At 61.6% G+C, this 20,916-nt stretch carries 17 protein-coding genes; 5 read left to right on the forward strand and 12 right to left on the reverse strand.

The window, feature by feature from the left end; translation table 11 throughout:
* The first annotated feature begins 25 nt into the window (after window positions 1-25).
* Together mtoX and G3T16_RS01075 are read left to right on the forward strand one after the other, a co-directional pair.
* Window positions 26-1,333, forward strand: coding sequence for a methanethiol oxidase (gene mtoX / locus G3T16_RS01070; RefSeq protein ID WP_163493461.1), 1,308 nt, complete (start codon window positions 26-28; stop codon window positions 1,331-1,333).
* Window positions 1,330-2,010: an SCO family protein gene (locus G3T16_RS01075; protein WP_163493462.1), complete on the forward strand. Its 681-nt coding sequence runs from the start codon at window positions 1,330-1,332 to the stop codon at window positions 2,008-2,010. Before mtoX ends, G3T16_RS01075 begins: the two co-directional genes overlap by 4 nt.
* Before the next feature lie 73 nt (window positions 2,011-2,083).
* Here the strand turns inward: G3T16_RS01075 and G3T16_RS01080 are convergent, their stop codons facing one another.
* A complete protein-coding gene (locus G3T16_RS01080) occupies window positions 2,084-2,827 on the reverse strand; it encodes an SDR family oxidoreductase (RefSeq protein ID WP_163493463.1) in 744 nt (247 codons plus the stop codon).
* Between the two features lie 101 nt (window positions 2,828-2,928).
* Here G3T16_RS01080 and G3T16_RS01085 point away from each other — a divergent pair, with 101 nt between their 5' ends.
* A complete protein-coding gene (locus tag G3T16_RS01085) occupies window positions 2,929-3,840 on the forward strand; it encodes an AraC family transcriptional regulator (protein ID WP_163493464.1) in 912 nt (303 codons plus the stop codon).
* Between the two features lie 110 nt (window positions 3,841-3,950).
* On the opposite strand, the gene G3T16_RS01090 is transcribed toward G3T16_RS01085, so the two are convergent.
* Entirely contained in the window at window positions 3,951-6,917 is a 2,967-nt protein-coding gene (locus tag G3T16_RS01090; protein WP_197911819.1) for an efflux RND transporter permease subunit, read from the reverse strand.
* 10 nt (window positions 6,918-6,927) lie between these two features.
* A complete protein-coding gene (locus G3T16_RS01095; RefSeq protein WP_163493465.1) occupies window positions 6,928-8,058 on the reverse strand; it encodes an efflux RND transporter periplasmic adaptor subunit in 1,131 nt (376 codons plus the stop codon).
* A 215-nt stretch (window positions 8,059-8,273) separates the two neighbouring features.
* On the opposite strand from G3T16_RS01095, the gene G3T16_RS01100 reads away from it, so the two are divergent.
* Complete coding sequence (locus tag G3T16_RS01100; protein WP_163493466.1) at window positions 8,274-8,744, forward strand: MarR family winged helix-turn-helix transcriptional regulator; 471 nt, start codon at window positions 8,274-8,276, stop codon at window positions 8,742-8,744.
* A gap of 474 nt (window positions 8,745-9,218) precedes the next feature.
* Here G3T16_RS01100 and G3T16_RS01105 read toward each other — a convergent pair whose 3' ends face one another.
* The 6 genes from G3T16_RS01105 to G3T16_RS20820 form a co-directional block, all read right to left on the reverse strand.
* A complete protein-coding gene (locus G3T16_RS01105) occupies window positions 9,219-10,481 on the reverse strand; it encodes a TIGR02679 family protein (protein WP_163493467.1) in 1,263 nt (420 codons plus the stop codon).
* The gene (locus G3T16_RS01110) at window positions 10,478-14,623 is read right to left on the reverse strand and encodes a TIGR02680 family protein (protein ID WP_163493468.1); all 4,146 of its coding nucleotides are present in this window, start codon (window positions 14,621-14,623) and stop codon (window positions 10,478-10,480) included. Before G3T16_RS01110 ends, G3T16_RS01105 begins: the two co-directional genes overlap by 4 nt.
* A complete protein-coding gene (locus tag G3T16_RS01115; protein WP_163493469.1) occupies window positions 14,620-15,885 on the reverse strand; it encodes a TIGR02678 family protein in 1,266 nt (421 codons plus the stop codon). Before G3T16_RS01115 ends, G3T16_RS01110 begins: the two co-directional genes overlap by 4 nt.
* Entirely contained in the window at window positions 15,882-17,411 is a 1,530-nt protein-coding gene (locus tag G3T16_RS01120; RefSeq protein WP_163493470.1) for a TIGR02677 family protein, read from the reverse strand. Before G3T16_RS01120 ends, G3T16_RS01115 begins: the two co-directional genes overlap by 4 nt.
* Window positions 17,412-17,416: 5 nt before the next feature.
* Window positions 17,417-18,196, reverse strand: a complete 780-nt coding sequence (locus tag G3T16_RS01125) for a hypothetical protein (RefSeq protein ID WP_197911823.1) — start codon at window positions 18,194-18,196, stop codon at window positions 17,417-17,419.
* Between the two features lie 93 nt (window positions 18,197-18,289).
* Complete coding sequence (locus G3T16_RS20820; protein WP_197911824.1) at window positions 18,290-18,559, reverse strand: hypothetical protein; 270 nt, start codon at window positions 18,557-18,559, stop codon at window positions 18,290-18,292.
* A 68-nt stretch (window positions 18,560-18,627) separates the two neighbouring features.
* Between G3T16_RS20820 and G3T16_RS01130 the strand changes: the two genes are divergently transcribed.
* Window positions 18,628-18,873 (forward strand): hypothetical protein, encoded by a 246-nt coding sequence (locus G3T16_RS01130; RefSeq protein ID WP_163493471.1) that lies wholly within the window; start codon window positions 18,628-18,630, stop codon window positions 18,871-18,873.
* Between the two features lie 46 nt (window positions 18,874-18,919).
* Here the strand turns inward: G3T16_RS01130 and G3T16_RS01135 are convergent, their stop codons facing one another.
* From G3T16_RS01135 to G3T16_RS01145, 3 genes are all read right to left on the reverse strand, one after another.
* Window positions 18,920-19,969, reverse strand: coding sequence for a Fic family protein (locus G3T16_RS01135; RefSeq protein WP_163493472.1), 1,050 nt, complete (start codon window positions 19,967-19,969; stop codon window positions 18,920-18,922).
* Between the two features lie 239 nt (window positions 19,970-20,208).
* On the reverse strand, window positions 20,209-20,412 hold the full coding sequence (locus tag G3T16_RS01140; RefSeq protein WP_163493473.1) for a hypothetical protein: 204 nt from the start codon (window positions 20,410-20,412) through the stop codon (window positions 20,209-20,211).
* A 23-nt stretch (window positions 20,413-20,435) separates the two neighbouring features.
* Window positions 20,436-20,768 carry a hypothetical protein gene (locus G3T16_RS01145; RefSeq protein ID WP_163493474.1) on the reverse strand — a complete coding sequence of 111 codons (333 nt, stop codon included), beginning with the start codon at window positions 20,766-20,768 and terminating at the stop codon, window positions 20,436-20,438.
* Window positions 20,769-20,916 lie beyond the last annotated feature (148 nt).

Consider the following 20,916-nt stretch of genomic DNA (forward strand, 5'->3'; position numbering starts at 1 on the left):
CCATCATAATAGGGAGAGAACCGGCATGCGAACCCTACTTGCCCTTGTTTTGTTGTATACCACTTACGCATTCGCCGACGAGACCTGCATGTCGCCCTACATGGCGAAAATAGAGGGTCAGGAGGATTTTGTTTACGTCTGGACACTCGGCATTGAAGGCGTCGGCGACGAGCAGGACAAGCTGGTCACCGTCGACGTCAATCCGGAATCCGAGGATTACGGCAAGGTGGTCGCCACGCTGTCGGTTGGCGGCCGCAACGAGGCCCATCACACGGGCCTCACCGACGATCGCCGGTACCTGTGGGCCGGCGGGCTGGACACCAACAAGATCTTTATTTTCGACATCCATACCGATCCCGCCGAGCCGACACTGCATGAAACCGTTGCGGACTTCGTCGACAAGAGCGGCGGTGTCGTCGGCCCCCACACATTCTACGCCCTCCCCGGGCGCATGATGCTGTCCGGGCTTTCCAATAACCGCGACCACGGCGGCCGCACCGCGCTGGTGGAGTACACCAATGCGGGGGACTACGTAGCCACCTACTGGATGCCCACCGACGACCAGCTGATGGGAGCCGAAAAATCCGGCCAGTTTGCCGACGGTTACGGCTATGACGTGCGCGTCCTGCCGCGCAGGAACCTGATGCTGACCTCCTCCTTCACCGGCTGGAACAACTACATGATGGAGCTGGGCCCGCTGATGGCGGACAGCGAAGCGATGAAGGCCTTCGGCAACACCATGGTGGCCTGGGATCTGCACGCCAGACAACCCAGGAAGGTGCTCGACGTCCCGGGCGCCCCGCTGGAAATCCGCTGTGCCTGGGGCGAGGACCACGATTACTGCTTCACGTCCACCGCCCTCACCTCCAAATTGTGGCTGGTGTATGCTGATCAGGACGGCGAATGGCAGGCCGAAGCAGTGGGCGATATCGGTGACGCCAGCAAGATTCCCCTGCCGGTGGATATCTCCATTTCCAACGACGATACGCGCTTGTGGGTCAATACCTGGAACGACGGCATGACCCGGCTGTTCGACATCAGTGATCCACACAACGCCAAACAGATCTTCGAGAAGAAGATCGGTGTGCAGGTGAACATGGTGTCCCAGAGCTGGGACGGCAAGCGCGTCTACTACACCTCGTCACTACTGGCCAACTGGGACAAGAAGTCCCCACAAGGGCCCGATCTGCAGTACCTCAAGGTCTACGACTTCGACGGCAAGGAACTGACGCAGACCCTGGCGATTGATTTCCTGGCCGAGAAGCTTGGCGCACCCCACCAGATGCGTTTTGGCGCCCGCGCGCTGTACGGAGAACAGGTTACGGCGCGATGAGAAAGGTGTTACTACTGGTGCTCACTCTGCAGGTCTCCCTGGCCTGGGGAGAAGCCGTGGTGCTCGCCCCGGGCTACGGGGAGTTGGCCTACGAGCCTCCCGCCGCCGGCACCTATTCCCTCCCCTCCCTGGGCACAGCGGTCGACGGCCGGGTTCTCGATGGCAATGGCAAGGCGCTGAACCTGTATGATCTACTCGATGACCGGCTGGTGCTGATGGGCTTCATCTACACCCATTGCTCGGACGTGAACGGCTGCCCCCTGGCAAGCCATGTCATGAAAAAGGTACAGGCCCGCCTGGTAGCGCTGCCGGAACTGAGGGACCAGGTGCGGCTGGTGAGCCTGAGCTTCGATCCCGAACAGGATACACCCGAGGCCATGCGTGACTATGCGCGCCATTTCCAGCACGAGGATTTCGACTGGCGATTCATGACCACGGATTCCGAAACCGACCTGCAACCGATTCTGGACGGCTACGGGCAATGGCGCCAGAAGCTATATCGGGAGGACGGCAGCTACTCGGGCAGTATGGCTCACGTTCTCAGGGTTTACCTGATCGACCGGGACAAGCGCATCCGGAACATCTACAGCGCAGGTTTTCTGCACCCCGACACTGTGGTCAACGATATCCGGACAGTATTGATGGAGGCTACAGCAGTGGCTGAGGGCGGGCGTTAGTACCTCATCTCCGCCAGATCTCTCTACAAACTGCGGCAAAGGTGCTCGGGCCGGAACAGCGGCCCTGTCTTTGTCACTCCGCTTGAGCGAGAGCCAATGTATCGGCACCAGCCGGAAATCGAAGAATTCCAGATTCATCATTGGCAGCACGCCATACTGCCTCTGCAACATCGGATTCGTACGTCACAGTGGAACGTTGCGCCAGGGAAGCGAAACACCCTTCAGCGAAAGGCAGGTATGGCTCGGAAATCAAGCCCTGCATACGCTGTTGTCCATTCTCGGTAAACCGTGTGGAAGGCGCGTAACCTGGCTCGACCAGTTTGACCCGCACATTGAACGCCTCCAGCTCGAAGGCAAGCGAAGCCGTGAAGCCATCGATAGCCGCCTTGCTGGCAGTATACACTGCCACGAGGGGGAACGGCGCCAGCGTCACGTTCGACGTGACGTTAACTATCACCCCTGACTCACGAGTGCGAAATTGCGGCAGAACAGCCTGCGCCATCGCCATCACGCCGAAGGTATTGGTTTCAAACACTTCGCGCACAGTAGCCATCGGCGTCACTTCGAAAGCACCGAAGAGCCCGACACCCGCGTTGTTGACGAGTACATCAATGGAGCCGTACTCCTCCAGTGCACAGGCAATGCTTTCCGGCTTTGTAACGTCGAGGGACACAACATGCATTCGGGACGAACGGGGTAACAAGTCTTTTCGCGGCGTTCGCATTGTGGCGATGACATTCCAACCCTGCGAGTGGAAATAGCTCGCCGTTTCCAGGCCGTAGCCGGACGAGCAACCTGTGATGAGTACAGTTTTCATGGAGTAGTTTCCTCAGCTGGTTAGAAGCAAGCTAACGATAGCCCAGGAAAACCGGACTTAGTATAATCTATAGTCCATATTTTATTTGCGTGAGTCCAAAAATGGTCGACCCACTCTCGGAAGTCATCACATTGCTCCAGCCCCGAACCGTGTTCAGTAAAATCATCAGCGGCGCGGGCCAGTGGGGCGTTAGTTACTCTGCCTTTGAGCAACCCAGCTTCTGCACCGTCCTCGAAGGTAGCTGTCTCCTGAAAGTCAAGGAGCAAGAGGCCATAACACTTAAAATGGGCGACTTCGTGCTTATGCCCGCGACACCCGGTTTTACCATGTCCGGCTTCGAGTTTGTGACGCCGGAGCAAATCGACCCGAAAACGACACCTTCCCCAACGGGTGAGGTCCGCCATGGAAGACAGGTCGGTAAACCCGACGTGCGCATGCTGGCCGGACACTTCCTCTTTGATTCGCCTGACGCATCGTTGCTGGTATCACTATTGCCCGTGCTGTTGCACGTACGCGGCATGGAGAGGCTTTCTATACTGGTGCAACTCGTTCGAGACGAATCCATCGAGCAGCGTCCTGGCCGTGAACATGTTCTCACCAGGCTTGTGGAAGTGCTACTTGTCGAAGCTTTGCGGTCTACTACGGAAGAGAACGCTCCTGCCGGGCTGCTGCGTGGGTTGGCCGATACCAAACTTGCGGCAGCGATGCGTCTGATGCACGGTGATCCGGCTCGCTCCTGGACAGTCGAGGAGCTCGCAAAGAAGGCAGCGCTCTCGCGGTCCGCGTTCTTCGAACGATTTACTCGCGCCGTGGGGCTACCACCAATGGAGTATCTGCTGGCATGGCGCATGGCCCTCGCCAAAGATCTGCTCCGGAGAAATAATGTTGCAATCGCGGCAATCGCGGAACGGGTGGGTTATGGGTCTGCAAGCACATTCAGCACCGCATTCCGCCGATATGTCGGTCTACCACCGGGCCGTTACGCGCGAATGGACCATGGCACCCAACGATGATCATGCCCTTCGGCTCGCCTGGTCAATGAAGCGAGCCATCCACGGTCTCTGCGTGAAACGCTGAACGAGATCATCCACGACTTCATAGAGCACAGGAATCACCAGCAGGCTCAGGAAGGTCGAGGTGATGAGACCCCGATCACGACGATCGCCATCGGTGCACGGAAACTCGGATCGGCACCGAAGCCCAGAGCGATGGGGAGCATCCCGGCGCCCATAGCCACGGTCGTCATCACGATGGGGCGTGCGCGCTTGTGACAGGCGTCAAGCAGCGCATCGAGCCGTGGCATGCCGTGGTCGCGCTGAGCCACGATGGCGTACTCCACCAGCAGGATGGAGTTCTTGGTGGCGATGCCCATCAGCATGATCATCCCGATCATGGCGGGCATGCTCAGGTTGGTGCCGGTCACGTACAACGCCAGGATCGCTCCCGGGATCGACAGCAGCAGCGCCCCGAGGATCGTCACCGGCTGCACCCAGGCGTTGAACAGCAGTACAAGCACGATGTAGATGCAGGCCACGCCTGTCCCCATCGCCAGCAGGAAGCTCTGGCCGAGTTCGTTGGACGTTTCCGCTTCGCCGATGTCGGTCTTGACCAGACCAGACGGCAAGTGGGACAGGCTGGGCAGTGCGGCGGCGCGCTGTTGCACATCGCCCAAGGCCTGGCCATTGAGTTCGATCTCGAAGTTCACGTTGCGCAAACGGTCGAGGCGATTGATTTGTGCGGGACCGCTGGTGATCGCCACATCCGCCACATCACGCAGCGGAACCGGGCCACGCGCACCCGGTACCGTGAGCTGACGCAGCAGCTCCAGGTTTCTCGTCGCGTCGTCGGGCAGCCGCACAACGATCGGCACCTGGCGCTGGCTCAGGTTGAGCTTCGGCAGAAACTGGTCGTAGTCACCCAGGGTAGCCACGCGCACCGTTTCCGCAATGGCGTCGGTATTCACTCCCAGATCGGCCGCACGGGCAGGGTCCGGGTGCACGATCAGCTCGGGTCGCTGCAGGCTTGAACTGCTGGTCACCTGGCCGATTCCCGCCAGGCCGCGCAGCTCCCGCTCCACCGTGGCCGCATGCTGCACCAGCAGGTCATAGTCCTCACCGGAAAGCACTAGCGCGTAGGCCTCGTTCGTCGCCACCTTGATGCGTGTACCGGCTACATCCCGCAGACGGGAACGCAGCTCGCGCTCGATGTCCTGCTGGCTCAGGCCCGGGCGCTCCTTGCGTGGCGTGAGGTTCAGCGTCAAATTTGCCATGCGCACCTCGGCCGCATTGTCCAGGGGACTGTCCCCGGCGCTGCCGCCGCCAATGGCAGTGTAGACCATCGTCACTTGCGGATGCGTGGCCACGGTGGCATACACCTGCTCGGCGACGGCGCGCGTTTGCTCGAAGGTGCTGCCCGGCGGCAACTCGACGCTGATCTGTGTCCGGCTCAGGTCTTCCGGTGGCATGAAGTCTCCCTTGATTGCGCCGGCGACCAGCGGCATGCAACAGGCAATGCCGAAGACCGTCAAGGTTGTCAGCGTCGCGCCCTTGTGTGTGAATGCCCAGCGCGCAGTTCTCAGATAGGCCGGCATCCAGAATGGCTCGGCATGGGGCCGAGTCGGCTTCTTCAACAGGTAGGCCGCCATCATCGGCGTGAGCAAGCGTGCCACCACCAGCGAGAAAAACACGGCGATAGATGCCGTCCAGCCGAATTGTACGAAGAACTTGCCAGCCAGACCTTTCATGAAGGCAGTGGGCAGAAAGACGGCGATCAGCGTGAAGGTGGTGGCGATCACCGCCAGTCCGATCTCGTCGGCCGCCTCTCGGGCGGCCATCAGCGGCTCCTTGCCCTGCGCCAGGTGGCGCATGATGTTCTCGATCTCGACGATGGCATCGTCCACCAGGATGCCGACCACCAGCGACAACGACAGCAAGGTGATCATGTTAAGCGTAAACCCCATCCATTGCATGAACAGGAAGGTGGGGATGATGGACAGCGGCAGCGCCACGGCGGCGACGAAGGTCGCACGGATGTCGCGCAGGAACAGCCACACCACCAGCACCGCAAGCACGGCGCCTTCGATGAGCAGCGACATGCTGCCTTCAAAATTCTCCACCACCTGATCGACGGCGTTGAATGCCTCGGTAAGTTCAATGTCCGGCCGTTCCATCTCCAGTACAGCGAGCGCCTGGCGCACGCCATTGGCAACGTCGATGTCACCGGCACCCGTGGTGCGCAGGATCTCGAAGCCGACCACCGGTTCGCCGTCAAGGAAGGCGCCACTGCGTCGCTCAGCCAGGGCATCAGTCACGGTGGCCACCTGATCCAGGCGCACGACATGTCCATCGGGCAATGGGATTTCCATGGCAGCCAGGGCGGCCGCCGAGGGTGCAGGGACGACCATCCGCACAGTCTGTTCACCACTGCCCAGCCTGGTACGGCCACCCGGGGCCTCACCTTGCATCTGGACAAGCCGGCGCGATACATCGGCTGCATTCAGACGCAATGCCAGTAGCCGGTCCGGGTCCAGTTCCACGCGCACTTCGCGGCTCGCGCCGCCCACCCGGGTCACGGCACCTACGCCGGGCACAGCGAGCAGTCGCCGGGTGATCTGGTTATCAACAAACCACGATAATGCTTCATCATCCATGCGCGGCGAGGCCACCGTGTAAGTCAGAATCGGGTCATTCTTGAACTCAATCTTGCTGATGATGGGGTCGCGCAGGGCTGCGGGCAGGTCCGCCCGCACCCGGGCCACTGCGGCTCGGGTGTCGTCCAGGGCTTCCTGGGGCGGTTTCTCCAGACGGAATTCCGCGGAGACCGTGGCCACGCCGTCCTGGATCGCCGTGTGCAGGTGCCGGAGTCCCTTCATGGTGGCCATGGCGTTCTCCAACTTGCGCGCGACCTCCGTTTCCATCTGGGCCGGGGCAGTGCCTGGCAGGCTGGCCACGACTGTAATCATGGGCAGGTCAACGTCCGGGAAGTTCTGGATCCTGGCAGCCTGGAAGGAGAACAGCCCAGCCACCGTGAGCATGACGAACAGCAGGATGGCCGGTACGGGGTTGTGAATCGACCAGGCGGAGAAGTTCATGGGGCCCCCTTCAGGGTGCGGTGGTCTGGGGAGTGGTATTCGGAGTTGTGATCGCTACAACGCGCACCGTCACGCCGTCCGAAAGGAAGCCGACACCGGACTCGACGACGGCCGCGCCAGCAGCCAGTCCTTCGTGGATCTGGACCCGCTCGCCGCGGCGCGCGCCCAGTGTCACCTTCTGCTGTCGGACCTTGTTGCCATCGATGCGGAAGACATAGCTGAAACCATCGCGCAGCAAGACCGCGGTCTCGGGCAACGTCAGTACCGTGTGCTGGCCCAGCAGAAACTCGCCACGTGTAAACATGCCGGCCCGTACCTGAGCGGTAGGCTCGAGCTTGAGATCCACGTACACAATGCCGGTGCGGGTTTGTGGATCGACCTGCGGCGAGATCATGCGCACGCTGCCCTCGATGGACTGCGTGCCACCCGGCGCGATCCGCACGGTTTGGCCGGGGGCCACCCGCGCGAGTTCCGGACCCGGTAGCTCGGCACGCCACTCGAGCCGACCCTGCCGCTGCAGACGCATGATTTCCGTTCCTTCCTGAACAAGCCCGCCTTCAACTGCGGGCCGGTCGCTGATCACACCGCCATCCGGCGCGCGTATCTGGGTATAAGCCAGCCGTAACGAGTCGGCCTGGATGCGCGCACGGGCTGCGGCCAGACGGGCCTGCGCGGCATCGCGGGCCGCCAGGGCCTGGTCGATAGCCTGGGCCGACAAGACCTCGGTGCCCAGCAGTGCCCGGGCGCGATCGGCTGCGCGGCCCGCCTCTGCGGCATTGACCTCAGCCTCCTGAAAGGCAGCCCGGCTGGCGTTCAAATCGGCTTCAAGCGTACCGGGGCTCAGTTGCGCCAGGAGTTGTCCCTGCTCCACCCGGTCGCCCACATCAACCAGTAGCCGTGCCAGGCGCTGCCCCCCGATCTCGGCGCCAATCACGACTTCCTGCCAGGCAGCGATGCTGCCGACGGCACTCAATGTCTGTGGCCATTTCTGTGCGACGGCAAATGTAGGCTTGACCGTCAGTGCCACTGGCGCAGCCGGTGACGAGGTGGGTTCGGCACTGCGTGCGGTAAAGAACAGTGCAGAGGCGGCAACGGAAAAACAAGCGGCCGCAGCGAAGAGGGAGACAAGATAAGGTTTCACGGTTGAGACACCAATTCATCGGTAGGGTATGGGTCGGCCTTACAGCCACTGCCCAGAATGCGATATAGACGGAACCAGACTTGTGCATGATCCGCCCCACGAGGATATGGCAGCAGCTCTCAGGGGACTTTCCCAGGGTGAGTACAGGCTCCATAATGTTCGTAGTACGACCTATTATTGATACGTAACACGAACCATGTCAAGATGAGTTCACTATGAGAAAGCAAACATCAATAAAGCAAGTCTCCGCACCCGGCGAAGGGCTGGCCGATGCGCTTGTGACGACGGCCTTTATCACGATGGCCGTGATCAACAGGATTGGCGCCGAGAACGACTTGTCCCTCTCGCTGATCCGCGTCTTGGGAATCCTGTCGGATCGTCGCCCGCGAATGGCCGAACTCGCCGACTACCTCGGGTTGGAGAAGCAGACAATGTCGGGACTTATTGCCCGAGCAGAAAAAAGGGGGCTGGTGGCGCGTGCGCCAAACGAAGAAGATGGCAGAGCGACAGATGTTCTTCTGACAAGTGACGGGACCAGGCTCATCAAGCGACTGCATGCCCAGGGGCAACAGGCATTGGCACCCCTCATCGAACAACTCAGCGCGTCGGAACAAAAGCAGCTTCAGGAACTGCTTCAACGCATGCTCGAAACCCGGAGAAGTAGACTGCCACGCGTGAGGAAATAAGCTCCCTGGCACTGATACACGCATTGAGCGTAGAATAACGCGCCTAATCACCCCGGCCCGCGAAGCCAAGCGGGACACAGCCAAACGCTCCATGGCCAACCCAATGAAGAAGAATCTCACGCCTGCCGAAATCCACGAAGCGCGCATGAATTCCGGGCTGATCCAAACGGGAGCGGTCCATGTGGTCCAGGCATTCGCACGATATCTCCTGCAATGTTAGTGTGTGGATTACACGATATTGTCAGGGGAAGTCCCTACCCGCTCAGCCAGTCTGGGTCACAGAACCGTGACGCTGCCTCTGATACAGATCAATCCTCGTTATCATGCAGGTCAATCAACAAGGCTACTGGCGGAATCCGGCAAGTTGCTGGAAGGTGCAGCGGGCCTTTTCCCGATCCATCTTTACACCCATCAGGAGTAGTCACTTGCCTTTTCGGTAAAAAGTGAACGTGACTATATTCAACGCGATGGTGATTATTGGCAGCTCCTTGCGAGTTCATCCAGTAACACCTCTGCCGTTGCTTCTTCGGCAATAGCCAACCTGTGCCTGCGCATGGCCGGCGCCAGTTCCTGGTCCCAAATGGCATTGACTTCGCTGCCATCCAGATCAGCCGGGCGCTTTGGGGTTTCTACAAAAGCCGCCAGGTAGTCGCCCGTACCGAAGCGCCAGGGCGTTGCTTGCCAGGTACGCATGACATGATTGCCGATGGCAATGCCCGGCCAGTCATAGTCTCCATGGTAGAACAAGTGTGCTCCAGCGGCGGCCAGTTGATCCAGCAGCGTGCGCTGGGCGGCGGCGGGCATACCATCGGTGCAGACCAGTGGCGCGCATTGTGTACCCAGACGGTCAGCGGCAATGGCAACGATATTGGGGTTCTCACAGACAAAGACCTTGCGCCCGGCAACGGGCCACAAGGGTGAATGACGCAGCAACTGTCTCAACGACAGATAGGCGGGTTCACCTGCCAGCCAGGTACAGGAGGACTCCAGGGGACCAGGCAGATTAAGAAACAACACTGGCCGGGCGAGTTCGTTGACAAGTACGCCCGGTCTTGCCCAAGTGTCACGCTGGCGTTCACCGTTACTGATGCTGTCCAGACTATCGTCCACAACCGTCATGGCCGACCGCTCGTGGTGACGCCAGGCCGCCAGCACCAGGGTGGCCACCGGCCGCCCGGAATCCAGGGCGTGGGCGTCTCCCAGGGTTTCGGCGGCCAATTGCGCGCGGGTCAGGCCGCTGGCAGGCAGGCGTTGCAGCACGGCGTCGGCGGCAGTCAGTAATTGTTCTGCCTGCTCCGGTTCACGGCCCAGGCGTTTGAGCAGGGTCAGCGCGGTCGGTGAACGTTGCCATTCCCTGAGCAGTGGGCCACCCTTGGCCGAGAACATCAGCGCTTCCCAGCGGGCCTGGCGTTCTTTTTTTAACCTGGCATGCGCAACGATGGGGCCTTCCAATCGCTCCAGCGCATCGCGGAGGGAGTTGGCCAACCCGGCTTCGCGCAGCCGTGCATCGAGTTCGGGGATATTCAGCGTCATTGAATTCGCCAAACGGGATCGACGGCCTGTCAACTGGCACAAGGCGCGGTGTGCGTCCGGGTCGATCCCGGTCAGGCGGATGGTTTCAAGTGTCGCACCGGGTTCGACGCGTTCGAACCGGCGGCGCAGCCGCTGGCGCACCGTCGCCAGCTCGGAGCCACCCAGTAGACGTTGCAGACGCAGATCGGGCTGGCGACCGTTCATGGCGGCGGAAACCTGCGGTCGGGATCGGATTCGGCACGCTTCTCACGACCGTCCCAGGTCCAGCGCGACACGAACACCGCGTCGATGCCTTCCCGGCGCTGCAACTGGCAGATCGCCACACCGGGCAGTTCAGCGTAGCAGGCCCACTCGCGCTCGCTGGTGATGACGAAGTCCAGATCGAATTCGCGGATCAGCCCCATGCAGTGGGCGCGGGCAGCGTCGTCAATACCGGCGAAGGCTTCGTCCAGTAGCATCAGTCGCGGCGCCAGCGGGCTGCCGCCGTGGCCGTAAAAACTGGCGATTGCGGCGAACAGGGGCACGGTGAGCCCCAGGGCGCGCTCGCCGCTCGACGCCGGCCCGGAGAGTTTGCGCCATTGCCCGTCTTGCTGGCGCTGGATGCGAAAGCGGTGCCAGTGGCGGTAGTCCAGGGCGCGAGCGAGTTGGTCGATCAGACTGCTGCCGGTGGCGTCAGCATCTGAGCGTGTGCGTTCGGCGGCGATCTGCTGCTGCAACATGGAGCCTACCGCGCGCCGGTCCTCCACCGACCACAGGTCGGAGCTGGTGTTCAGCAGGCGTGTGCGGGCGACATCCAGCCCTGCCGGTGCGCCTTCGTCCACGGACAGCGGCTCCCACTGCAGGCGATAGCGCACGCCGGTGCTGGTCGGACGCTTGTGCAGCTCCTCGTTGATGTCATGGACCCGTTCGTCTGCCGCACGCATCAGGCGTTGGAGTTCAGCGGCGATCTCGGCCTGCAGGTGGTTTTCCAGCACCTCCCGTTCCCGCGCCGACAACAGTTCGCTGCGCTGAGCGATATCCTCGGCCAGCAGCGCGGCCAGGGTAGCGGGATTCTCGGCACGGTTTTGATACTGGATATGGACGGAAAACCCCCAGTCGTTGGGTTCGGACATGGCCTGGTGGCCCAGTGCGCTGAGGGCGCGTTGCAGTTCGGTCAGGTCTTCCGCGATCTGGCGCTGCACACGGGTCCAGGCGTTGTCGCTGTCATCGAGCTGGGTCAGCGCCTGTTCGACGCGGCGGGCCAGGTTCAACGCCGGATCGACACTCCAGCTTTCCGGCAGCGCCAGATCGGGCAAGGCGGAGGCCAGCAGGCCGCTATCGGCAAAACGGTGCAGGCCTTCAACCGCCTGTTGGCGTTCGGTGATGCGCTCGGTCAGTTGCTCCTCTTTCTGTCTCGCTTCAGTTTCCGCAATGGCACGTTTCTCACCGGCCTTTCTGAGAACTGTATTTGATTCTTCCAACTGGGTTTCGGTTTGGTTGAGCTGCCCTTTTGCTTCACGCAGCGCCTGTAACAAAGCATCCACTTTCTGGCCGATGGACTGTTGCAGGGTCTCGAAACGGCTGGTTGCCTGTTCGGCAAGTTCATTGGCCTGAATCAGCGCATCTTCCGCGCGTTCCAGTGTCTCGCGTGCCTCGCTTTCGCGCTGCTGCTGATCGAGATACGCCGGCCAGTCGCGCTGCCAGTCGTTTGCCGCCCGGACCAGTTTTGCCTGAGCCTGATCGAAGGTCTCCAGCACCTGCTCGACGTCCGACAACCGCTCGGGCTCGGATGGCAGGCGCAGGTCTGCCGCGTCGTGCCGCAATTGTTCGCGGGCGGTTTGCAGTGCCGCTTCCATTTCACGGTGGCGGGCGTTGGCTTGTTCCAGGCGCTGGTTTGCCCGATTGACCTCGTTGCCCGCGCTGGTCGCCGCTGCGATGGCATCGTGCAGCGGGCGGTCGGACGGCATTCCCTGCCGCTCTCGCTCGGCCGACTGGCGGTTGGTTTTCAGCGCCTCGAACTGGCGCTGGAGTTCGGCATCAACCGCATCGAGTTCTGCAAGGGCGGTGACGATTTCCGCCAATCGTCGCTGGCGCGCGCGTTCACGCGCGGTATGGCCGATGTAGTGTGCTTCGGATTTGCCCCAGGCGCCGGCCAGCGCCCCGAGGCGGAAACGGCCGTCCGGCGACAACCAGATTTCGGCGTCGGCGGGTTCATGCAGACCATAGGCCACACCGTCCAGCAGCGCGACGAGCGTGGTTTCGGCCACCGGACAACCGTCCGGCAGCACCGGGGTCAAGGCATCGTTCAGGCCGGCGCCCGTTACCGCCGCCCGCCGGACCCAGTTCGTGTCCAGCAGGGGTTGGCCATCGCTGTCGGTCAGCGACCCGTCCGGCGACAACCAGGCATCGAGCAGCCCGCTGACTTCGAGGGCGGCTTCCAGTCCGGCGCACTCCTCAGGCTTCAACTGCGGTTGAAAGTCCACCAGTTGCCACAGCGGCGCACCGGGGCGGTGTCTGCGCACATCGGGCGCGCGGGTGGCCGACTGCGGCGGAACCGCATCCTCGCCGGCGAGCAGCCGCTCGCGCTCGGCCTTCAGTTCGACCCTTTGTAACCGCAGGGTTTCGCGTTGGGCATCCAGTTTCGCCTGGCGCTCGGCATAGCCCTGCAAGGCGGCCCGCCAGGCTGTTTCCAGGGCGGCCCTTGCCGGGTTGTCACCCTCCGGGCGGGCAGCCCAGTCCGCCAGCTCGCGCAGTGGTTCTTCATCGTCGAAGCGCAATTCCACCAAGTCGGCGCTGTAGTTGGCCCAGGCGCCGAGCAAGGCCGCGGCCTCCTGTTCGGCGCGCAGGTCGGCCTGTCCACGCTGCTCCAGCAACTCGTCCAGTTCGGCACGGATGGCCTGGACATTTTCCTCCGCCAGTGCCGATGCTGCCTGTTGCCTGTCCACCTCGGCATGGCGTTGACGCAAATGGACGATATCCTGGCGTCGGCGCGAAACCACCGCACGCAGAGCGTCGGTGGAATCTTGCGGAGCGGGCGGGGTGCTGGCCAATGTCTCGGGCCGGTGAGCGAGTAATGGATTGGTGACGATATCGGCGTCCACACCGGCGGGCCTGGCGGTTTCCAGCGTGCGGGTGCGAGCGTCTTCCAGCGCGGTACGGGCCTGCCTGGCCTGTTGGCCGCGTTGCCGGCCAAGTTCGGTCTCTCGTTGCAGTTTCGATCCCGCATCATCGCGCCCACGGCCTGCTTTGGTGGCGTCCTCACGGCGCTGTTTGGCGTCGTTTTCCGCCTGGGTCAGCCGGTTGGCATCCTGATTGGCGGGATCACTTTGCAGCGTCTCAACCCGGGCCCGGGCTTTACTCATGGCCTGTTTTGCCGCCTCGAGCGTCCGAGTGGCGGCGGTCTCCGTTTCCTGCGCCTGCTCCAGCAGGGTTTGAGCCCGGTTGCGCGCCTCGCTGGCGTTGTCGAAACCGGTCTGGGCCTGGCGCAGTTCTCGCGCCTGGCGTCGTGCCAACATGCCGGTGTAGCGCCGGTAACGGTGCTCGAACTGAGAGACCGCCTGCTCCAGACGACGCGCCTCTTCGAGTTGGTTGCGATCCTCCTCCAGTTGATTAAGCGCTTCGGCGACATCGCCCAGCAACTCGGCCGGCAGTGGCGGCAACGATTCACTCAGGGCGTTGGACAAACCGGTCTCGTCGGGTTTTTTCGACAACTGCGGCTGGCGCAACTGGATCAGGGTGTCCATCAGCGCGTCGTAGCGGCGCTGGCCCAGGTGGAACAGCCGTTCGTCCACGGCGCGGCGATAACTCTGGCCACTCTCGAACAGCTGGCCGCGCCCGGCTATCACCTCGCGCAGCCTTTCTTTGGTCAGCACCACACGCTGTGCATTGGTCAACCACAGATCCTGGCCGAGGCGCGGGGCAGGCGCCGCATCATCAGCTTCCAGCACGAAGTACCAACTATCGACCTTTGCCCTGCCGGCCACGGCGGACAGACCAGCACCGAGGGTGAGGTAATGCGCGCTGCCATCCCGGTCGCAGCGGCCGAACTCGATCCAACTGTAGCCGATGCGGCGGGGATAACTGCCCACCAGCAGGTTCCAGGCCATTTTCTTGCCGCTGTCGCCATCCGGCTCGACCCGCGAGGAGCGCAGCTGCGCGTCGAACAGCAGCGGCAGCGTCAGAGAAAGCACCTTGGATTTTCCAGTGCCATTGTTGCCGCGCAACAGCAGGTGCCCGTCGTGGAACCAGAACTCCTCGCTGTCATAATGAAACAGCTCGACCAGACCAATACGCAGCGGTTGCCAGCGTTCGAGTTGGGGCGCAGGCAGGGAAGGCCGGGTTGGCGCCTGCAGCAGAGCTTCGGTCATGTGAGGGATTCCAGCAATGACAAGGTATCAGAGTTCCGTGCCCGCACCTCGGTTTGGCCAAGTGAGAAACGCGCGATGGCGGGCAAGGGATGCAGACCGTCGGTATCGCGGACAATCAGGCTCAGGCGATGCAATCGATCCAGCGTGAGTCCGGCCAGCTCCCGCTCCGCACCGGGCGCCCGCGCCGATTTGCGCCAATAGCGTCCATAGCGCCCCACGGCGTTGCGCAGAAAGTCCGCGACTTCGGCCTCGGTAATCAGCGTCGGCTCACCCGTCTGGCGCAGGCGCTGGGCAAGATATTCGGCCACCAGCAGCGTGGCGTGGGCCTCCGTGCCCTCGGCCGGCATCGCCACATCGGTCAACTGCCCGTTTTCGTCAACCAGCGCGAGTCCTTCGGCGCGCTGTTCGGCGACCAGTCCGGCCGCCTCGCACAGCCGGCCGGCCATGGTGCCGCGCTGGTTGATGAAGTAGGCCTGGGCATCGGCTTTCAATGACGCCGTATAGAGCACTGGGTCGTCAAGCAGCTGCCGCGCCAGATGGTGGCGCAGGGCGTCGCGGTGACCCTGTTCGCTGTCCACCCGCAGTTCAGCCACCAACGATTGCAACCGGGATTCGGTGTCCAGCGGCGCGTCCTCGGTACGCCAGGTCGAAGGGCCACGCACCGCTGCCAGCATGCCCGCCAACAGGCGCCGGTGGACGTCGTAAAGGGCGTCCGAATGTTGCCAGCTGCTCTCGTGAACGAAGTTAGCCTCTTCGCCGGCCACCCGTTCCAGCACGCCATGCTCCAGGAGTGTGCGGCACACGGCCACCAGTTCCCTCCGCTCAGAAGCCGTGCGCAGGGTAAAAGTGAAGCCGCGCGCGGCCAGTGCGGGATCGGTTGCCTGCTGCATGATCCGGTCGCCAAGCAGTTTCAGGGTGATCTGCGGGTCGGCCCGTTCCAACACCGCGCAGGCCAGGCACAACAGCACATAGCGACGCCGGTCGTAGCCTGGCAGGCCGCGCGTAGGATCTGACAAGTCCGCCGGTCGCTTGAACAACCGCGCACCCTCACGATCCACGTGCAACGGCCAACCGGCCTCGCGTGCAAACCATTCCCGCAGCCGTTCCGCCTGGCGTCGCACGGCGGGAAAGTCCGCGTGTTCAGGCGACATCAACGGGCGCATCAGCAGGGCGCGCAGTGCACGACGAAATTCATCCTGCTGTTGCGTGCGCTGCAGCTCGCCAATACGTCGGGCCTCTTGGTGAAATGGGGGAGTGCTCATGCCAGTTCCTGCACCAGGCTGATGGTCAGCAGATGATCGCGACCGGAAAGAATGCCCGCCGGCGTGTGAACGTGGGCCTGGCTATCCATGGCCAGCGGTTCCAGGCGAATATGCAGCAAGCCATCGCCGGTACGTCGTTCGACGGCTTGTTCGGGACCGGACTGCTCGGCCAGAGCCTCGCTCAGCAAACCGAGGAACAGACCGAACTCATGCACATCGAGTTCGCCCAGCCTCGACAGGCGGGTGGGTCGGCCGTGAGCCAGGCGCCGCCGCGCCGCCTCGACCTGACGCGATTCCTCCGCCAGTTGCCGGGCCATCAGGGCGCGTTCCTCGCTGCGATCACGCACCCGCGGCAGTGGCCCACGCGGCGCCGCCTCGCCATATTCGCGCAACCTCGGGTTGATGGTCAGCGGTGGGGCCTCCAGCCAGGAGGTGCTGGCCGGCACCTCCTTCTCGGACTGAACTTCGAGTGAAAAATGGCGGGCAGGGTGCAGCGCGAAGGCGGCGCGCGCCAGGCGGTGGGTATCTTCTTCGCTGGCGCAATCGGCAAACCACTGCGCCAGCACACGGAAATCCGCCGAACGGTCGCTGCGTCCGCTGCGCCGCTCGTTTACGGCGGCGATGGCGCTCAGGAGTTGTGGGATCGCCGCCCTCGCCCGCGCCCGCAGCAATTCGGCCTGTGGCGGTTCATTGCCGGTAGCCAGGAACCAGCCACGCAAGCCCTTCCAGCGTTCTCGCCAGGCGGCCTGGCGTTGCCGGGTTTCATCAGCCTGCTCGGTGGTATTTCCCGGCGCGGCATCACGCGCCTCTCGTTCGGCAACAAGAAGAAGAACAGGGTCGATGCGCGTCGACAGATTATCGAGGGTACGCGCGATGGTATCGGAGCGACGGATCAGGTCACCGATAAAACGTTCCAGGTATTCAATCAGGCGTCGCTTGTAAGCCACCACCATATTGGCGTCGGCCTGGTGCAGTTCCAGGCTGCGGGCGACACCAGCCATGAAGGCCTGGGCATTGTCAGCCAAGTCTTCGAACACACGCACCAGATCGCGCAGTATCTCGTGCGTCTTGGCCACATCCGGTCCGTTGCCCGATGCCTCATCGTGAGTGAGCAGTTGCCACAATGCCTGCAGGCGGCTGTCGATATCCTCCAGCGCGACACTCTGTAGTTCGGCGCGTAGCCGCAAGGTGCGTTCGAAAACCGCCAGACCGGCTTCCACCGCCTCGCCACCGCGCGACAGCCGATAGAGAAAGCGCGCCCGATAGAAGTCGCTGAGCGTAGAGACGCGGGCGGTGTCCGGTTGCGACTCCAGATTGCCCCACTCGGCCAGTTGCGAGAGCGCCTGGGCGACTTCTTCCAGCCCGGGCGGTGTACTCGTCCAGGCGGCCTCGGTCAGCACTTCATCGGGACGCAGTTGCAGACGGTACTGGCGCTTTGCGGCGGCGAATACGTCCATGATGGCGCGATAGAACGCAGTCTTGTCTGCGGTGATGTGACGGAACAGGTCGGTCGAAGATGTCTCCATGATGTTCATTCCGTCCGCAGTTTCGCCTGGGCCAGCCGCCGCAGTAAGGCCTGACGACTAGAGTGGGGAGCGAGAAAGCTCTCCAGGTCACGTTCAAACGCAGCGCGGCTGGAGGTGAGCGCGTAAGCTTCTGCAAGATCGGCAAGTATTTTCACTGCCTGGTCATAACCGGAGGCCACGCCCCTTTTGGCCTGGGTATCGGCTGCTTTCCAGTGGGTCTTTGCCTTGGTCATCATCTGCCGCAGATGGGCTTCACGTTGCCGGCGGCGCTCGGTTTCCCTCTTCTTGCGCGCCTTGGCTTCGCGTTCCCTTCGCTCCGAAGCGGCCGCTTCAGCCAGTTCGTGCAGTTGGGCCACGGTGCGCCTGGCATGGGTTGCCGAAGCAAGTGGACGTTGGGCTTTCAGCCAGGCGGCGTATCGTGACTTGATCTGTCTCTCCGTATCTCGCCCGTTACCCGAGGCGATATTCTTGAGCACGGACTTCATGTCATCGTTGGACCAGGTTTTCAGCCAGGCATCGATGTCGGCAAAATCTGCTGATGAAGGGTCCGCGCTACCTGTACTGGCCGCAGCCAGCAGATCGGGATCGACTTCCAGAAACTGTGCCAGCACATGCTGGGCGAGAGACAGAGCCGCCAGGCCTGGCGGCACCTCCGGTTCCTGTACATCATCAGTCATTGTGTGAGCGTCGGCCAGCCAACCCAGGTAAAGCGAGCGCAGGTCGCCGCGCAGCAGTTCCTCCCGTAGCGGCGCGAGACGGCTCATCCAGCCAGTGCCGTCGTCCATGGCAAAGCGGTCGTAGTCTTCACTTTCGTCCAGGCTCCAGTTAAAAATCCAGTGCTCTTTGCTCGCATCGATGGCCAGTGTGTACTCTGAAACCTAGGGTTCCAGTTCGGATTTACGGAAAATCTTCTTTGGTACCCGCAGCGCCAACCAGCAACTGCACCAGTTGGCGGAATAGACAAACGCGTCGAAGTAACGCCGCATCCAGTCTTTGGGGTTGGCCTTGAGGTCGCCCCATTCGTAATGATTGACGAAGCTCCCGGGCGTGATCACGGCACGGGTGGATACTGTACGCAGCTCTGCCATTTCCTTTTCGTTCAGCGGCCGGTCGATGGCCGCAAATTCATAGTATTGGTACTCACTCATATTGGCGCCCCGACTTGCCTGACAGCTCGGAACGCGGTGTCATCTCCCATGTGGAAATACAGGTGTCCATGAAGCTCGTCGCCTTTAATTTCAGCATCGCCCCGACCGCTCACCTCGTCGTTCTCATCAAATCCGTGCCAGCTAAAATCAACGCTCTGGCCTCGCCAACGGCAATCCATCTGTCCCTGCACCAGGCCAAACTGGAAACGCCCGTCTTTATCAGCCTCGAACGTAATGTGTCCGGGTACCTCCATATCCACATAGTCTTGATCCCATCCGGACATCCAGACTATTCGCCAGTGGTGAGGGAATGACTTGGAACTTGATATTTTCTTTTCGGGTTGACGGCTCATAAACGGCCTACCTCAACTCATACCAGGCTCCACGCCCGGCACCATGCCGGACAAGATGCCCTTGCTCCACCAAGGTTCGAAAGTGCTGTTTAAGCGTGTTTCGGTTGCTGTCAGTCAGGCGAATGGCTTCGGCCATGGTGATGCGGCCATGCTCTCGTGCGAACTCGACAATCTGCAACGCAAGAGTCGGCAGAGCTGCCAGTACCAGCTTTTCCCGCTCCAGCTTGCGGTTGAGCTGATGAACTTGTTGGGCGAGGGCTTTCAGGAAGAAGAGCAGCCAAGGCTGCCAGTTTGGCGCATCGCTACGGATGGTGCCCTGGGTCTGGCGCAGGGCCAGGTAGTAGGTTTCCTTGCTTTGCTCGATCACGCTTTCGAGCGAACTGTAGGGTACATAGGCATAGCCGGCCTGCAACAGCAGGAGGGTGGTCAACACCCGGCTCAGGCGGCCATTGCCATCCTGGAAGGGATGGATTTCCAGAAAGACGACCACCCAGATGCCGATGAGCAGCAGGGGATGAAGCCGGTTGGCGGCGCGTTCGTCATTGAACCAGGTGACCATTTCGGTCAGCAGGCGTGGCGTATCGAAGGGGCTTGCGGTTTCGAACACAACGCCCAGGGGATTACCCTTTTCATCGAAGGCGGCCACGCTGTTGTTCGAAGTTTTATAGTGGCCTCGATGCCGGGTGTCCTTGTCACTGTACACCAGCAGGTTCTGATGCAATTGTTTGATGTGGTTCTCCGTCAAGCTGATGTCCTGCCAAGAGGCAAACACCAGATCCATCACCTCGGCATAACCAGCCACTTCCTGCTCGTCGCGGGTGGTGAAGGTATTGGTCTGCAGGTTGGATAGCAGGCGCTCAACATCCCGGTCCGACAGACGGCTACCCTCGATGCGTGTGGAGGAACCAATACTCTCGATAGTGGCCACCCGCCGCAGTGCCGACAGCCGGTCAGGCGCGAGGGTGCCCAAGGCACGCCAAGCGCCTTTGAACTCGTCGACACGGGTGATCAGTCCCAGGATTTCCGGGGTGATCTGCAGGGAGTCGGTTCGTATCATGGGTAACACTATACACCCTCTCCATACCCATTAACACATCCATTTACACCCATTTATAAGCAAGATAGCAATACCCGAAACAGTATCCAATTACACCCATTTTGCGATAACGTGCGATCTGCAACGAGAATATGGTGCTACGAGCGTAAACGCCAATGACCCATAAACTTGAGGCAACCCGATTATTTCAGCGGCATTCTCGATCAGCTCCGCGAGAACCTCCTTGTCTTCATGCAGTCTCATCGGATATTCCAATCCTTTGCCAAAGGCCATGCGCCTTTATCAACGGGTAATTTATAAATGGTGGTGGGGTTCAACGTCTTTTTTAAGGTTGCGACATCCTGGCCGCCGGAATCCAGAATCAGTCCCAGCAAGGCGCGCACCTGAGGGGTATCGTATTCCGACGCCAACTCCACAAGCCGCATGCGCTCCGCTTCGCTCAAGCTGAAAATCCTGCACTTCATTGTCAGAAGCACCAGGGTACGGTCTTGATACGGATCGTTCCGAAATCCTTTTGCTGACGCCCTCCTTCAACGGCAACAGTGACCGTCCTGGGAACCTGGGTGGTCAACCCCAGACGGTTGAACAGCGCCAACCCCGTGACATAGCCCCGCAGGCGCTCACCGTCATACAGGACGGAGCGAACCAATGCGCTATCGGATAGTTTGCGCGGCCCCATAATGCCCTCGAGGGGCACATAAAACTTGCCCTTGGACAGGCGCTGGACCCGTCCGGCAGACACCATGCGACTCATGGCCTGCGCGACCGCAAGCGGCGCCTCCACAACATGGTTTGACAAAGACCGGAAGAAGATTGCCTGTTTTGAGGGATGAGTTGTGGGTATAGCAAAGCTGTACCCTGGCACCGATACGTGCACTGGGCGTAGAATAACGCCCGAAATCATACTGGCCCGTTCGGAAGCGGCTCATATGGTTCAACTCTCCCTG

The sequence above is a fragment of the Kineobactrum salinum genome (assembly GCF_010669285.1).
Lineage (GTDB): Bacteria > Pseudomonadota > Gammaproteobacteria > Pseudomonadales > Halieaceae > Kineobactrum > Kineobactrum salinum.